Here is a 14,237-nt window from a genome sequence, read left to right on the forward strand (position 1 = left end):
GGACTGATCCTTGCTGGCACTTCAATGTCGGCGCCGGCGGGTATGCCGGCGCGAGGGAGAACCGTGGCCTGCGCTCAGCGCGGGCCACCACCGCGGCGGCCACCGCCGCCTGCGTTCTTCTGCTCGGCCGCCTTCAGTTCGGCCTCGGTCGGTGCGGCCGGGGTCTCGCCCGGCTTCAACGCGGTGACCTTGCTGCCCGGCTTCAGGCGGAACTGGCCTTCACTGACCACCCGCTCGCCGCCCTTCAGGCCTTCGGCGATCTGCACCTGGCTGTCGCCCACTTCCACGCCGCTGCGCACGGTCTGCATCTTTACCGTGTTGTCGCCCTGCACGATGTAGACGTACTCGCCATCCGGGCCACGCAGCACCGCCTGGGTGGGGATGACCACACCACCGGCGATCGTGCGCAGCTGCATGCGCACGTTGACGAACTGGCCCGGCCACAGGCCGTTGTCGGTGTTGTCGAAAATCGCGCGCGCCTTGAACGTGCCGCTGTCGGCACTGATCAGGTTGTCGACCACGTCGAGCTTGCCGTCGCCGGACAACACATGCGAATCGGCACGGTCCAGCGCGGCCACCGGCACCGTGCCGGCGGCCTGCGCCTGGCGCACGTCGCCGAGCTGGCGCTCGGGCAGGTTGAACAGCACGTGGATCGGATGGATCTGGGTCAGCGTGACCAGCGCGGTGCCGGCGTTGACCACGTTGCCCGCGTCGACCGCGCGGATGCCGGCGATGCCGGAGATCGGTGCGGTGACCTTGGTGTACTGCAGCTGCACCTGCGCCGAACGCATGCTGGCCTCGTTGGCGGCCACGGCGCTTTCGTACTGTGCCACTTGGTTTCGCTGTGTATCCAGATCGGTCTTGGCGACGTACTGGCGATACTCAGGCGCGTTCGAGCGCTGGAAGTTGGAGCGCGCAGTGGCCAGCAGGGCTTCGTTCTGGCGCTTGGCTGCGGCGGCCTGGTCATAGCTGGCCTGGGCCGTGCGCGGATCGATCACCGCCAGCACGTCACCCTGCTTCACTTCCTGGCCTTCGCGGAAATTCAGGCTCATCAGCTGGCCGCCGACCTGCGGGCTGACGGTAACGGTGTTCATCGCAGTCACCGTGCCCAGCGCGCTGGCATACACCGGCACGTCCTGGCGCGTGGCCTCCACCACGGTCACCGGTACTGGACCGGCATTCGGATCCTCGCCGCCCTGGCGCGCCCCCGCAGCTGCACCACCGGCCTTGTCCTTGCCCCCGCCCATGACGCGCAGGCCGACCACGGCCAGCACCAGCACTGCCACGACCAGCAGCACGATCTTCCAAACACGTGACATTACGAGGACTCCGAGAGGGCTGGACCAGGCGGGACGCCGGGGCAATGCGCAAAGCATACCTGTGCCACATCACGTTTCCTGCATGACGGATGGGACGGGCGCTAAGACCGGATCGAGCGCCGGAGGTTCCCGTGGCGGCGGTGTTGCCCTACATTCAGCTGGAACCCTTCTGCCGTGGAGATTGCGATGCGCCGTTCGCTGCTGCTGTCCGCCCTGCTGCTGGCCCTGCCGGCCCTTGCCCACGCCCAGGACGGGCAGCGCCCGGAAGTGACCGCCGCCGCGCAGCGGCTGCAGGCCAAGGTGGTCGAATGGCGCCGCGATTTCCACCAGCATCCGGAGTTGTCCAACCGCGAGGCGCGCACCTCGGCCGAGGTCGCCAAGCGCCTGCGTGCGATGGGCCTGAAGCCGAAGACCGGCATCGCCCACCACGGCGTGGTTGCGATCATCGAGGGCGGCAAGCCGGGGCCGAAGATCGCCCTGCGCGCCGACATGGACGCGCTGCCGGTGACCGAGCAGACCGGCCTGCCGTTCGCCTCCAAGGCCACTGACCAGTACCGCGGGCAGACCGTGGGCGTGATGCATGCCTGTGGCCATGACGCCCACACCGCGACCCTGCTCGGCGTGGCCGAAGCACTGGTGTCGATGAAGAAGGACCTGCCGGGCCAGGTGATGCTGATCTTCCAGCCGGCCGAGGAGGGCGCACCGCCGCCGGAAGAGGGTGGTGCGGCACTCATGCTGAAGGAAGGCCTGTTCGCCGATTTCAAGCCGGAAGCGGTGTTCGGCCTGCATGTGTTCTCCAGCGTGCAGGTGGGTCAGATCGCGGTGCGCGGTGGCCCGTTGATGGCGGCCTCGGACCGGTTCGGGATCAAGGTGATCGGCCGCCAGACGCATGGCTCGGCGCCGTGGAACGGGGTTGATCCGATCGTCGCCACCGCCGACCTGGTGGGCACCGCGCAGACCATCGTCAGCCGCCGCGCCAACCTGTCCAAGCAGCCGGCAGTGCTGACCTTCGGCGCGATCAACGGCGGCATCCGCTACAACATCATTCCCGATGAAGTGGAGATGGTCGGCACCATCCGCACCTTCGACGAAGGCATGCGCCAGCAGATCTTCGCCGACCTGCGCAACGTGGCCGAGCACACCGCCGCCGCGCATGGTGCCAAGGCGGTGACCGAGATCTACGAAGCCGATGGCAACCCGGCCACGGTGAACAACCCGGCACTGACCGCGAAGATGCTGCCGAGCCTGCAGGCGGTGGTGGGCAAGGACAACGTATACGAGCCACCGCTGCAGATGGGTGCGGAAGATTTCTCGCTGTACGCCAAGGAGGTGCCGGGCATGTTCTTCTTCGTCGGCTCCACCAGCGCGGGCATCGATCCGGCAACGGCGCCGGCGAACCATTCGCCGAAGTTCCTGCTGGATGAGAAGGCGCTGGATGTCGGGTTCCGCGCGCTGCTGCAGGTGAGCCTGGATTACCTGCACGGTGCCGGCACCCCGGCGGGGTGAGCGGTACCGGCAGGGCTTGCAGCCCTGCACCCGCTTGGATCAACGGCAACGTCAACGTCAAAAGCGGGCATTCCGTGGGATGGCGGGGTGGGTCCGGTTGAGGGGGACGCCGTAAACCCGTCCCTGGGGGCTTGGCCGCGGCATCCATGCCGCGGACACCCCCTCAACCGGACCCACCCCGCCTTCGACAGTGTCCCGCGGCTGTTGGTGCCCGCTGCTGTTGGTGGGTGCCGACCGTTGGTCGGCACGGCGGACGTCATGAACGTCTGAAGGATCGGATTCTGATTTTGATTTTCCTGATCTTTCCCGTGGTGGCGCGGGAAATTGTCCGTGGCCGGGAGGGTGGGTTGGCTGGGGGCGTGAGCCGCATGGATGCGGCGACCGAGCCTCCATGGATGGATTCACGGCGTCCCCCGGCCAACCCACCCTCACGGCCAGCTCCTGTATCCGGCAACACAACCACCACGGAGGGGCTCCGCCGTTGGCCAGCCCGGCCGAAGGCCCGCCGTCCGCGCGATACAATGGCGCCCATGAACACCCCACAGGATTCCAGCCTCGGTCGCGAGGTCAGTTACCCGTCGCAGTACGATCCCGGCCTGCTGTTTCCCATCCCCCGCAGCGGCGCCCGCGCCGAGATCGGCCTCGATGACGCCGCGCTGCCGTTCGTTGGCCACGACCGCTGGCATGCCTTCGAGCTGAGCTGGCTCGACGCGCGTGGCAAGCCGCAGGTCGCCGTCGCCACCGTGCAGGTGCCGTGCACCTCGCCGCGGTTGATCGAATCGAAGTCGTTCAAGCTGTACCTGAACTCCCTCAACAGCACCCGTATCGACAGCGCCGAGGCACTGCGCGCGCGCATCGTGGCGGATCTGTCGGCCTGCGCCGGTGCGCCGGTGGAGGTCGAATTCGGCCTGCCGGGCCTGCGTGAGACGCCGCTCGGCGAATCCATCGATGGGCTGGACCTGGAGATCGACTGCTACGGCCCGCCGCAGGCAGACTTCCTCGCCGCTGATGCCGGCGAGGTGGTGGAGGAAAGCCTGGTCTCGGCGCTGCTGAAGTCCAACTGCCCGGTTACCGGCCAGCCGGACTGGGCCACGGTCAGCCTGCGCTACCGCGGGCCGAAGATCGACCGCGCCGGCCTGCTGCGTTACCTGGTCAGCTACCGCGAGCACGCCGAGTTCCACGAGCAGTGTGTTGAACGGATCTTCAGCGAGGTGTCTGCGCGCTGCCAGCCGCAGTGGCTGGAAGTGGAGGCCCGCTACACCCGTCGTGGCGGCCTGGACATCAACCCCTGGCGTGCCAGCCCGGGCATCGCCGCCCCGGCCGCGACCTACCGCGAACTGCGGCAGTAACCGCCACAGGCGGTTGCCCGTTGCGCCGGGCCATGCCCGGCGAGCGCCGGCCAGCGGCCGGCACTACCATGATTCGCAGGTGGTTACGGGTAGAGCCGGCCGCTGGCCGGCAATCGGCCAAGGCCGGATCCCCCTGGCACAGCCGGCCAGCGGCCGGCACTACCGGGCGTCCATTCCCCCGATTGTTCAGCCGCCCCGGGGGGCGGCTTCACATCTGCACCATCCCCATTTAACAACCTCCATGGCACCGTGCGAATCACGTAGTCATGCAGACGGGAGTTGTGGATGAGTACCGAGAAGAAAGCCGATTTCTCCGGCGTCAGTGGCAGTGTCGACAGTACCGCCGAGCAGGTGCCGAAGGCGGACTTCTCCGGCGTCAGCGCTTCGGTGGACAGCACCGCAGACGTTGTCAGCGGCGGCACCTATACCGTGCAGAAGGGTGACTCGCTGTCGAAGATCGCCAAGCAGCATCTGGGCGACGCCAATGCCTGGAAAAAGATCTTCGAAGCCAACCGCGATGTGCTTGATGACCCGGACAAGATCTTCCCGGGCCAGACCCTGAAACTGCCGCCGAAGTAAGCCGGCCATCGAACGCCGTCCGACAATCCCTGGGAGGAACCCCGAATGATCAAGACCACCCCGCTACAGACCGCCCTGATCGCCGCCCTGCTGGGCAGCGTTGCCCTGGTCGGTTGCAAGAAGAAGGAAGAGTCGACCGACAGCAACGCCGCTCCGGCAGCGACCGCCCCGGCCGAACCCGCAGCTCCCGCGCCGATGACCGGCGCACCGCCGCCGATGGCCGAAGCCTCTGCGGTCAACGTCTCGTCGGTCACCGTCGGCAAGACCGCCGCCGCCGACAAGTCGGTTGCGACGACGGCTTTGTTCGCACCGAAGGATGACATCATCGTCTCGGTCAAGACCGACGGCGCTGCAAACAACGTCACCGTTGGCGCCAAGCTGACCTATCAGGACGGCCAGGTAGCCGGCGAACAGAACGCTACCCTGAACACCAGTGGTGCGGAAACCACCAACGTCACGTTCAAGAATGCAAAGGGCTGGCCGGCCGGCAAGTACCGCGCCGAGGTCACCGTCGATGGCAAGGCGGCCGGAACGCCGCAGGAGTTCGAGGTCAAGTAGGTCCTGCCGACTCTCTCCCGGCAGGGCTCACGATGGACGCAGCCGCGAGGCTGCGTCCTTTTTTGTTGGGCGATGGCTGGCTTCATCCACGCATGGCGTGGATCTGCTGATGCTGTGGGGGGCTTCATCCTGGCGCGGATGGATCACAGCGTTGCCGCCGTGCAGTACCGCCGCGTATGGCGCGGCTTTGCCCCGCGCGGCTGAAAACGCGACAATGCAGGGGTTTCCCCGCCGCGCGCCCACCCTGACGGCGACGGGGGAAAGCGTGGGGCCCGGCCCCGCGCGCGACACGGTTGCACGTGGCCCGGCGCTGGCGCCGGCCTTCCCCTGAGCACTGCTACAGAGTCCAAGTCCCCCATGTCCAAGATTCTCTACACGCTGACCGACGAAGCACCGTTCCTGGCCACCCAGTCGCTGCTGCCGATCGTCGGCGCCTACACCGCCACCGCAGGCATCGTGGTGGAAACCCGTGACATCTCGCTGTCCGGCCGCATCCTGTCGCTGTTCCCTGAACTGCTCAGCGACGCGCAGAAGGTCAGCGACGACCTGGCCGAGCTGGGCCAGCTGGCGACCACCCCGGACGCCAACATCATCAAGCTGCCGAACATCTCCGCCTCGGTGCCGCAGCTGAAGGCGGCCATCAAGGAACTGCAGGACCAGGGCTATCCGCTGCCGGATTACCCGGAAACCCCGGCCGACGACCAGCAGCGCGACTACAAGGCGCGCTACGACAAGGTCAAGGGCAGTGCGGTGAACCCGGTGCTGCGCGAAGGCAACTCCGACCGCCGTGCACCGCTGTCGGTGAAGAACTACGCGCGCAAGCATCCGCACCGCATGGGCGCCTGGGCGTCGGATTCGAAGTCGCACGTCGCGCACATGGCCGCCGGTGACTTCTACGGCAGCGAGAAGTCGGCCACCCTGGCCAACGCCGGTTCGCTGAAGATCACCTTCCACGGCAAGGACGGCAGCGCCGTGGTGCTGAAGGAAAAGACCGCAGTGAAGGCGGGCGAGATCGTCGATGCCGCCGTCATGAGCCGCAAGGCACTGGCCGCGTTCATCGGCGAGCAGATTGCCGATGCCAAGGCCCAGGGCGTGCTGTTCTCGCTGCACCTGAAGGCGACCATGATGAAGGTCTCCGACCCGATCATGTTCGGCGTGGCGGTGAACGAGTTCTACAAGGACGTACTGACCAAGCACGCCGACGTGCTCAAGCAGGCCGGTTTCGATGCCAACAACGGCATTGGTGACCTGGCTGCGCGCCTGCCGTCGCTGCCTGAAGCCACCCGCGCCGCGATCGAGGCCGACCTGGCCGCCGAGTACGCGCAGCGCCCGGGCGTGGCCATGGTCAACTCGGACAAGGGCATCACCAACCTGCATGTGCCGAGCGACGTGATCGTCGACGCCTCGATGCCGGCGATGATCCGCGACTCCGGCAAGATGTGGAACGCCGAAGGCAAGCTGCAGGACACCAAGGCGGTCATTCCGGACCGTTGCTACGCCGGCGTGTACCAGGCCGTCATCGACGACTGCAAGGCGCACGGTGCCTTCGACCCGGCCACCATGGGCTCGGTGCCGAACGTCGGCCTGATGGCGCAGAAGGCCGAGGAGTACGGCTCGCACGACAAGACCTTCCAGATCGCCGCCGACGGCGTCGTCAAGGTCACCGATGATGCCGGCGCCGTGGTGTTCGAGCACGCCGTGGAAGCTGGTGACATCTGGCGCATGTGCCAGACCAAGGACGCGCCGATCCAGGACTGGGTCAAGCTGGCCGTCGAGCGCGCCCGCCTGAGCAGCACCCCGGCCGTGTTCTGGCTGGACGCCGCCCGCGCCCACGACGCGCAGGTCATCGCCAAGGTCGAGCAGTACCTGAAGGACCACGACACCACCGGCCTGGACATCCGCATCCTGCCGCCGGTGGAAGCCACCGCGTTCTCGCTGGACCGCATCCGCAAGGGCGAGGACACCATCTCGGTGACCGGCAACGTGCTGCGTGACTACCTGACCGACCTGTTCCCGATCATGGAACTGGGCACCAGCGCCAAGATGCTGTCGATCGTGCCGCTGATGGCCGGTGGCGGCCTGTTCGAGACCGGTGCCGGTGGTTCGGCCCCGAAGCACGTGCAGCAGTTCGTTGAAGAGGACTACCTGCGTTGGGATTCGCTGGGTGAGTTCCTGGCCCTGGCCGCGTCGCTGGAACACCTGGGCAACCGCTACGACAACGCCGCTGCCCGTGTGCTGGCCAAGGCGCTGGACGAAGCCAACGGCCAGTTCCTGGACAACGACAAGTCGCCATCGCGCAAGCTGGGTGGCATCGACAACCGTGGCAGCCACTTCTACATCGCGCTGTACTGGGCCCAGGCCCTGGCCGCGCAGGACGAGGACGCCGCCCTGAAGGCGCGCTTCGCCCCGCTGGCCAAGACGCTGACCGACAACGAGCAGAAGATCGTCGAAGAGCTGATCGCAGTGCAGGGCAAGGCCGTGGACATCGGTGGCTACTACCGCCCGGACGTGGCCAAGGCCAGCAAGGCGATGCGCCCGAGCGCGACCTTCAACGCCGCGCTGGAGCAGCTGCGCGGCTGATCCACTGCCGTTCGGCCGTGACACCGGAACCCGCGCTTCGGCGCGGGTTTCTTTTTATGGCGCTGGGGTCAGATCCCTTTTGCAAGCAAAAGGGATCTGACCCCATTCGACCCATGTCCAGAACCGTGACATCCGTCGGTCGTCGGAATGCCGTCAACGGGGCATGAAACTTGCCCGCGATGGCGGTCGCAGAATGGATCGGCGCGGTCTCGCAGTCGCCTTGAATCTGAGTAATCGATCACGACGGCCGCCGCTGGCGATGCCCTAGCCTTGGCGACGCGAGGCCACCGGGGAGGTGGCCGCACGGGGAACACGGATGGCACGCGTGCTGGTAGTGGGAACCGATATCCAGGGCGAGCAGGCCCTGCTGCAACGGCTGCGCCTGGCCTCGGCGCTGCCGGATGGCCAGGTCCGCCGCAGCCAGGATCTGGACGATTGCGATCTGCTGGTCATCCGCGATACCCCGGCGCTGCGCAACGCCGCCCAACGCATGCGACAGCAACGTCCGCGCCTGCAGTGCTGGATCGAGGACATCGGCGGCCAGCTGCGTGATGGCGACGGGCATCAGGACGTGCTTGATGACGGTGCCATCGGTCGCGCGTTGCGTCGCATGCAGTTGGCACCGGAGCCCCTGGCCATGCAGACACCTGCGCCGATCCGCCTGGCAGATGGCGCGCACGCCATCACCCGCCTGCTGCGCGAGCGGCTGCCGCTGCGACAGGGCCAGGCACTGCTGGGTGATGCGGGCGAGCCTCTGCTGCTGATGGATCTGGAGCACGATCAGGCCGTGCTGTTGCAGGAGCCGGCTGCGGCGCTGGTGGAGCGGCTGGCCGATGCCTTTGAGCGCCTGCAGCTGGACGCGCTGACACCGGCGCGCCTGCAGGCCCTGGCCGGCGAGCGGCCACGCCAGCCGCTGCGGCCACTGCTGTGGCAATGGGCGCAACGCAGCCGCCATTGGCAGGCGCTGGACGAGCGCCTGCGCGGCGCCTCGGTGAAGCTGCTGCGCTGGCCGGACTTCCGCGTACTGGGCCATGACCACGATGGCTTCCGCCTGTGCTCGCTGCTGCTCAAGCGTGCGTGCACGGTTGAGGAATGCGCGATGCTGCTCGAACTGCCGGCGGCGGCGGTTCGCGATTTCATCCATGCCGCCTATCTGTGTGGCTACGCGCAGCTGCAGGCCGCCCCGGCGACGCTGATGATGGCGGCAGGTGGCACTCGCACCGACAACGGACTGCTCGCCCGCCTGTGGCGGCACCTGCGCGGGAGCGAGCGCAATGCGTGAGCACAAGGTGGTCGTGCTGGGCGGCATGGGCAGCGGCAAGTCGACGCTGGTACGCAGCATCGCGGCTGGCGCGGTGGTCGACACGGATGTGGCCAACAGTGATCGCCTCGGCGCCGACAAGGCCTCCACCACCGTGGCGCTGGACTACGCAGACATCGACCTGCCCAACGGCGAACGCCTGCGTCTCTACGGTACACCCGGCCAGCAGCGTTTCGATTTCCTGTGGCCGATCCTGCTGCAGGGCGCCCGTGGCGCGGTGCTGCTGCTGGATGCGCGCCGCGCCGGCCTGGCCAGCGAGCTGGAAGGCTATCTGCAGGTGCTGCAGCCGTTCGCATCATCCTTGGCACTGGTCGTGGCGGTCACCCACCTGGACCAGGCACCGCAGGCCGCACTGGATGACTGGGCCATCCGTGCCTGCCTTGACGACCAGCCGCTGCCGCTGCTGGCCGTGGATGCCCGTGACCGAGGACAGGGACTGCTGCTGATGGATGTACTGATGAGCGAAATGGAAGCGCACGCACTGGTGGCTGCACATGGCTGACGGGCAGCTGGCGGTACTGCCCGACGCCGGTCAGCGTGAGCGCCTGCAGCCCCTGCTGCAGGACCTGCAGCAGCGGGTCGAAGGCGTGCGCACGGTCGTGCTGGCCAGCGTCGATGGCTTTGCCCTGGTCAGCGCCGGCGCCGAAGGGCGCGGCGAACGGCTGGCGGCGATGACCATCGCGATGCTGGCGCTGGCTGCGGCGGTCGGGCGCGAACTGGTGCTGGGCGATCTGCAGACACTGATGCTGGAAGCGGCGGGCGGAAAGGTGCTGATGCTGGCGATCCAGGCCGAAGGGCGCGCACCGTTGCTGCTGATGGCGGCCTGCGACCAGCGCAGCGTGATCGGCCAGGTGCTGTGGCAGAGCAGGGAATGTGGCCAGGCGATCCTGGCCGAACTCGGCGGATCGTGAGCCCGGCCGCAGGGGAACAAGGGGCTCGGACCAACATCGACAAGGGGTGCGACGTGGCTGGATTGAATGATTCGTTGAACGCACTGATGGGCATCGACGGCGCGCAGGCAGTGGCGCTGGTCGATTACGAAAGCGGCATGCTGCTGGGCGAAGCCGGTGCTGGCATGGACATGGAAGTGGCCGCCGCCGGCAATACCGAAGTGATCCGCGCCAAGATGAAGACCGCCGCATCGCTGAACCTCAACGACAGCATCGAGGACATCCTGATCTCGCTGGGCAAGGCGTACCACATCATGCGCCCGGTGGCGAAGAAGAAGGGCCTGTTCTTCTACATCGTGCTGGACCGTGCCAAGTCCAACCTGGCATTGGCCCGGCGCAAGGTGCAGGACGTGGAGGCCGAACTGGCGATCTGAGTGGCCGCCTCCGTAGCGCCGGACCATGCTCGGCTGCTTCCAGCCGAAGCAGCCGAGCACGTTCGGCGCTGCCTTCAGGCTGCTGGAAGCAGCAGTGCAGAGACCAACGAGAGAGCCTTGCTGTCGCGTGCGGCGAAGTACCTGGGCGCATGATCTGGCAGCCACACTTCGTTGAAGTGGCGGCGGAAGTCCTCGTAGAACTCGTTGGGATACAGCTTGGCCGGCACCGTGCGGCCGTCCGGGTAGGCATGGTCGTACGTGGGCAGCGCATCGGTGTCGACGCCGCGATGATCCCTCAGCTACTTGCAGAACAGGCGGCCTCCGGAGATGTCCGGCACCAGCGCCTGCGGGAGCGTATAGCCCGCCTGCTCCAGCGGTGCGATCAGGTTCAACGTCAGCTCGTTGAGCATCGAGAAATGGGTGTACGGCACCTTGGCACGGTTCTGCATGTAGCGGTCGATGTGCACGGGCAGCAACGCATTGGCGCGACCCTGCTGCCATTCCACCACCCACTGCGAGACCTTCACTGCGAACCTGCGCGACAGCCACTGGCCGAGGTGGATGGCGAGGTACGGGTGGATCCAGGTGCCCTGCATGGCCGGGTTCCCACCGGATACCACGTGGATCAGCTCGTTCTCGGACAGCTTCGTCTGCGCCATGAGCTCCTGCAGGAACTCCTCCGTCGATTTCAGTGCCCGGTAGTCGGACCAGCGCTTGCCGACGGACTGGCACAGGGCGGTCGCGCTGATGTAGCCGTCGCGGGCGCGCTGCGGGATGACGTTGCCTTCCTCCACGCGCGGAATAAAGGTCATTTGCTGCATGCGTCACCTCGTGCCGTTGTTGGGCCTGAAAGGGTAGGCAGCAGGGAGGCATCAGGTCTGTAGGAATCGTTGCGTTTGTCGCGGCATGCAGTGGCCCTACACAAGCCACCCCACGCCAGCGTATGGTGAGGCAGGTCCTCCCGGGTGAGCCCTGCATGTCCGAGCCTGACACCGTTGCCGACTTGGCGTCGCGCATCGCCGGCGCCATTCACGCCGGCTTCGAGCAGTATCACGCCCGCTTTGCGGCGATCACCGCCCGTGCGCGGCAGCGTTTCGAGCAGCGCGACTGGGTGGGCGCGCGCCGGGATGCAGTCGAGCGCATCGCGTTGTACGACCTGTGCATCGCCGAACAGATGGATGCGCTGCGGCGTCTCGCCGGCGAAGCCATCGGGGAACGCGCGCTGTGGCTGCAGGTGCATGCGCGCTATAGCGCACTGCTGCGGGGGCTGATCGACGCCGAACTGTACAAGACCTTCTACAACACGCTGTCGCGGCGCTTGTTCTCCACCCGTGGCGTGGACCCGGCGCTGGAGTTCATCGCCTTCGATGTCGAGCCGTCCGATGCGATCACCCACCCGGTCGCACGGCATACCTATGCGGTCTCGCCGACGCGGCCGGTGGAGGCTCTCCAGCGCGTGCTGGCCGATTACCGCTTCGACATTCCCTATGCGCACCAGCTGCGCTGCGCGGCGGCCATCGCTGTGCGCCTGCAGGATGATCTGGCCCACTGGGGTGATACGCCGGTGCGCAGCATCGAGCTGCTCGACACCGTGTTCTACCGGGAGCGCCGCGCCTACCTGGTGGGTCGCGTGTTCGGCGAACACCGCTTCTCACCGTGCGTGATCGCCCTGGTCAACGATGGGCAGGGCCTGCGTGCAGATGCGGTGCTGACCCGGCGTCGCGATGTCGCCCATCTGTTCGGCGTGTCGCGCAGCTATTTCCAGGCCGACCTTGCCACGGTGGGCGATGCGGTGGTGTTCCTGCGCAGCCTGTTGCCGGGCAAGCCCATCGATGAGATCTACACCGTGCTGGGTCGCGCCAAGCAGGGCAAGACCGAGCGCTACCGGACCTTCTTCCGCCACTTCAACGAACATCCGCAGGAGCGGCTGGTGCCCGCCGAAGGCACGCCGGGCATGGTCATGGCGGTGTTCACCCTGCCCAGCTATCCGCTGGTGTTCAAGCTGATCCGCGACCGCTTCGCCTGGCCCAAGGCGATGTCGCGGCAGCAGGTGGAAGAGAAGTATGCGCTGGTGTTCAATCTCGACCGCGTCGGCCGCCTGCTCGATGCGCAGCCGTATCGCCACCTGCGTTTCCCGCGCGACCGCTTCGCCCCGGCCTTGCTGCAGGAGCTGCTTGCGCAATGCGCGCAGAGCGTTCGCGTCGATGGCGACCAGGTGGAAGTCGCACTGTGCTATGTGCAGCGTCGCTTCCGTCCATTGAACCTGTACCTGCGCGAGCAGGGCGGCGAGGCGGTGCGCGCGGCGGTACTCGACTACGCGCAGGCGATCACCGACATGGCGCGCAACAACATCTTCCCCGGCGACATGCTGCCGAAGAACTTCGGCGTATCGCGGCATGGCCGGGCCGTGTTCTACGACTATGACGAGCTGTGCCTGGTCAGTGACTGCGTCTTCCGCGCCTGGCCGCAGCCGCGCACGCCGGAGGAAGCCATGGCCGACGAACCCTGGTTCCATGTCGGGCCACGCGACGTGTTTCCCGAGCGCTTCGGCCCGTTCATGGGCCTGCCGGCGGGCGAGCTGGCGGCGGTGCGCGAACATTACCGGCACCTGTTTGATCCCGCGTGGTGGCAGGGCCTGCAGGCGCGCTTCGCCAGCGGTGATTATCCGGATACCCCGCCCTATGCGGCGGTCCATCGCCTGGCCTGAACGGCGTGGCGTGTACTGCCTGCCGGTCCCGCTCGGACTGCGGTACGCTCGGGGTTCACCTCATCACCATGGATCCGGCAATGATGCGTTCCCCCCTGTTCCTTGCGCTGGCCCTGGCGTTCGCCGCCGGTGCTCCCCTGCTGCCGGCCGATGCCATGGCCCAGAACGCGCGCGCCGTGCGCGCCACTGCCGAGATGAGCATGGTGCTGTCGGGCAGTATCGACGTGGCGGCCGATGGTTCGGTCAGCACGCTGGTCCTGGACCAGCGTGCCATGCTCGCACCCGGCATCGTGTCGTTCGTGGAAGGCGCCATCCGCGGCTGGCAGTTCGAACCGACGTTGCGCGATGGCACGCCGGTGGCCGTCCACGCGCCGCTGCGCGTACGCCTGCGTGGCAAGCAGCAGGAAGACGGCAACTACCAGATCAGCATGACCAGCGTCGACTTCAGTGAATATGATCCGAAGGCTACCGATTCGATCACCCAGAAGCGCATGCCGCCGCCGCGCTACCCCGAAGAGGCCTTCCGCAATGGGGGGCAGGGTGACGTACTGCTGCTGGTCAAGGTCGCACGCGACGGCACCGTGGCCGATGTCATTGCCGAGCAGGTGAACATGACCGTGGTCGCACCGGAACGGACCATGGCCAGGATGCGCGACATCTTCGCCAAGGCCAGTATCAGTGCGGCCCGCAAGTGGACCTTCTCGCCGCCGACCACCGGCGAGGACAGCGCGCGGGATTCATGGACCGTGCGCGTGCCGGTCACTTTCGCCCTGAACAACAGCGACAACGGCCAGCCGGAACGCTACGGCCGCTGGCGTGCCTTCATCCCCGGCCCGCGCCAGGCCGCACCCTGGCGCACGCCGGATGGCGCCGGACAGGCGGGAAGTGATCTGCTGCCGGCCGGCGGCGTGTACATGGTCGATGGCACCCAGCGCGGCCTGCGCCTGCTGACGCCGCTGGCGCAGCGCTGAGCCCGGTGCGATGGAGCGGTCGG

Annotated in this window: 14 protein-coding genes; 11 read left to right on the forward strand and 3 right to left on the reverse strand. The window is 67.2% G+C overall.

The genetic code is table 11. The features are described 5' to 3' along the window. Positions 1-74: 74 nt before the first annotated feature. The gene (locus VG556_RS12635; RefSeq protein ID WP_014648647.1) at positions 75-1,319 is read right to left on the reverse strand and encodes an efflux RND transporter periplasmic adaptor subunit; all 1,245 of its coding nucleotides are present in this window, start codon (positions 1,317-1,319) and stop codon (positions 75-77) included. 186 nt (positions 1,320-1,505) lie between these two features. Here VG556_RS12635 and VG556_RS12640 point away from each other — a divergent pair, with 186 nt between their 5' ends. The 9 genes from VG556_RS12640 to VG556_RS12680 all read left to right on the forward strand — a co-directional run bounded on the left by VG556_RS12640 (position 1,506) and on the right by VG556_RS12680 (position 10,536). Next, positions 1,506-2,825, forward strand: coding sequence for a M20 family metallopeptidase (locus tag VG556_RS12640; protein WP_032957881.1), 1,320 nt, complete (start codon positions 1,506-1,508; stop codon positions 2,823-2,825). Between the two features lie 530 nt (positions 2,826-3,355). Continuing rightward, positions 3,356-4,174 (forward strand): NADPH-dependent 7-cyano-7-deazaguanine reductase QueF, encoded by an 819-nt coding sequence (gene queF, locus VG556_RS12645; RefSeq protein ID WP_100450700.1) that lies wholly within the window; start codon positions 3,356-3,358, stop codon positions 4,172-4,174. A 285-nt stretch (positions 4,175-4,459) separates the two neighbouring features. Beyond that, positions 4,460-4,753, forward strand: coding sequence for a LysM peptidoglycan-binding domain-containing protein (locus tag VG556_RS12650; protein WP_005419771.1), 294 nt, complete (start codon positions 4,460-4,462; stop codon positions 4,751-4,753). 45 nt (positions 4,754-4,798) lie between these two features. Beyond that, a complete protein-coding gene (locus VG556_RS12655; protein WP_049404042.1) occupies positions 4,799-5,311 on the forward strand; it encodes a hypothetical protein in 513 nt (170 codons plus the stop codon). 357 nt (positions 5,312-5,668) lie between these two features. Then, positions 5,669-7,891 carry an NADP-dependent isocitrate dehydrogenase gene (locus tag VG556_RS12660; protein WP_046432822.1) on the forward strand — a complete coding sequence of 741 codons (2,223 nt, stop codon included), beginning with the start codon at positions 5,669-5,671 and terminating at the stop codon, positions 7,889-7,891. Between the two features lie 316 nt (positions 7,892-8,207). After that, positions 8,208-9,173: a hypothetical protein gene (locus VG556_RS12665; protein WP_053496027.1), complete on the forward strand. Its 966-nt coding sequence runs from the start codon at positions 8,208-8,210 to the stop codon at positions 9,171-9,173. Beyond that, positions 9,166-9,714, forward strand: a complete 549-nt coding sequence (locus tag VG556_RS12670) for a GTP-binding protein (RefSeq protein ID WP_014648641.1) — start codon at positions 9,166-9,168, stop codon at positions 9,712-9,714. The genes VG556_RS12665 and VG556_RS12670 overlap by 8 nt, the downstream gene beginning before the upstream one ends. Beyond that, entirely contained in the window at positions 9,707-10,123 is a 417-nt protein-coding gene (locus tag VG556_RS12675) for a roadblock/LC7 domain-containing protein (protein ID WP_111144255.1), read from the forward strand. The genes VG556_RS12670 and VG556_RS12675 overlap by 8 nt, the downstream gene beginning before the upstream one ends. A 53-nt stretch (positions 10,124-10,176) precedes the next feature. Then, entirely contained in the window at positions 10,177-10,536 is a 360-nt protein-coding gene (locus VG556_RS12680; protein ID WP_049404047.1) for a hypothetical protein, read from the forward strand. 74 nt (positions 10,537-10,610) lie between these two features. Here VG556_RS12680 and VG556_RS12685 read toward each other — a convergent pair whose 3' ends face one another. Both VG556_RS12685 and VG556_RS12690 read right to left on the reverse strand, forming a co-directional pair. Continuing rightward, entirely contained in the window at positions 10,611-10,763 is a 153-nt protein-coding gene (locus VG556_RS12685; protein WP_202909972.1) for a hypothetical protein, read from the reverse strand. A gap of 72 nt (positions 10,764-10,835) precedes the next feature. Then, positions 10,836-11,357 (reverse strand): KilA-N domain-containing protein, encoded by a 522-nt coding sequence (locus VG556_RS12690; protein WP_202909971.1) that lies wholly within the window; start codon positions 11,355-11,357, stop codon positions 10,836-10,838. Between the two features lie 155 nt (positions 11,358-11,512). Between VG556_RS12690 and aceK the strand changes: the two genes are divergently transcribed. Together aceK and VG556_RS12700 are read left to right on the forward strand one after the other, a co-directional pair. Beyond that, positions 11,513-13,243, forward strand: coding sequence for a bifunctional isocitrate dehydrogenase kinase/phosphatase (aceK, locus tag VG556_RS12695; protein ID WP_100450699.1), 1,731 nt, complete (start codon positions 11,513-11,515; stop codon positions 13,241-13,243). A gap of 80 nt (positions 13,244-13,323) precedes the next feature. Then, on the forward strand, positions 13,324-14,214 hold the full coding sequence (locus tag VG556_RS12700) for an energy transducer TonB (RefSeq protein ID WP_100450698.1): 891 nt from the start codon (positions 13,324-13,326) through the stop codon (positions 14,212-14,214). The last annotated feature ends 23 nt before the right edge of the window (positions 14,215-14,237 follow it).

It is taken from the genome of Stenotrophomonas sp. CASM106 (assembly GCF_049384825.1).
GTDB classification, from domain to species: Bacteria; Pseudomonadota; Gammaproteobacteria; order Xanthomonadales; family Xanthomonadaceae; genus Stenotrophomonas; species Stenotrophomonas muris.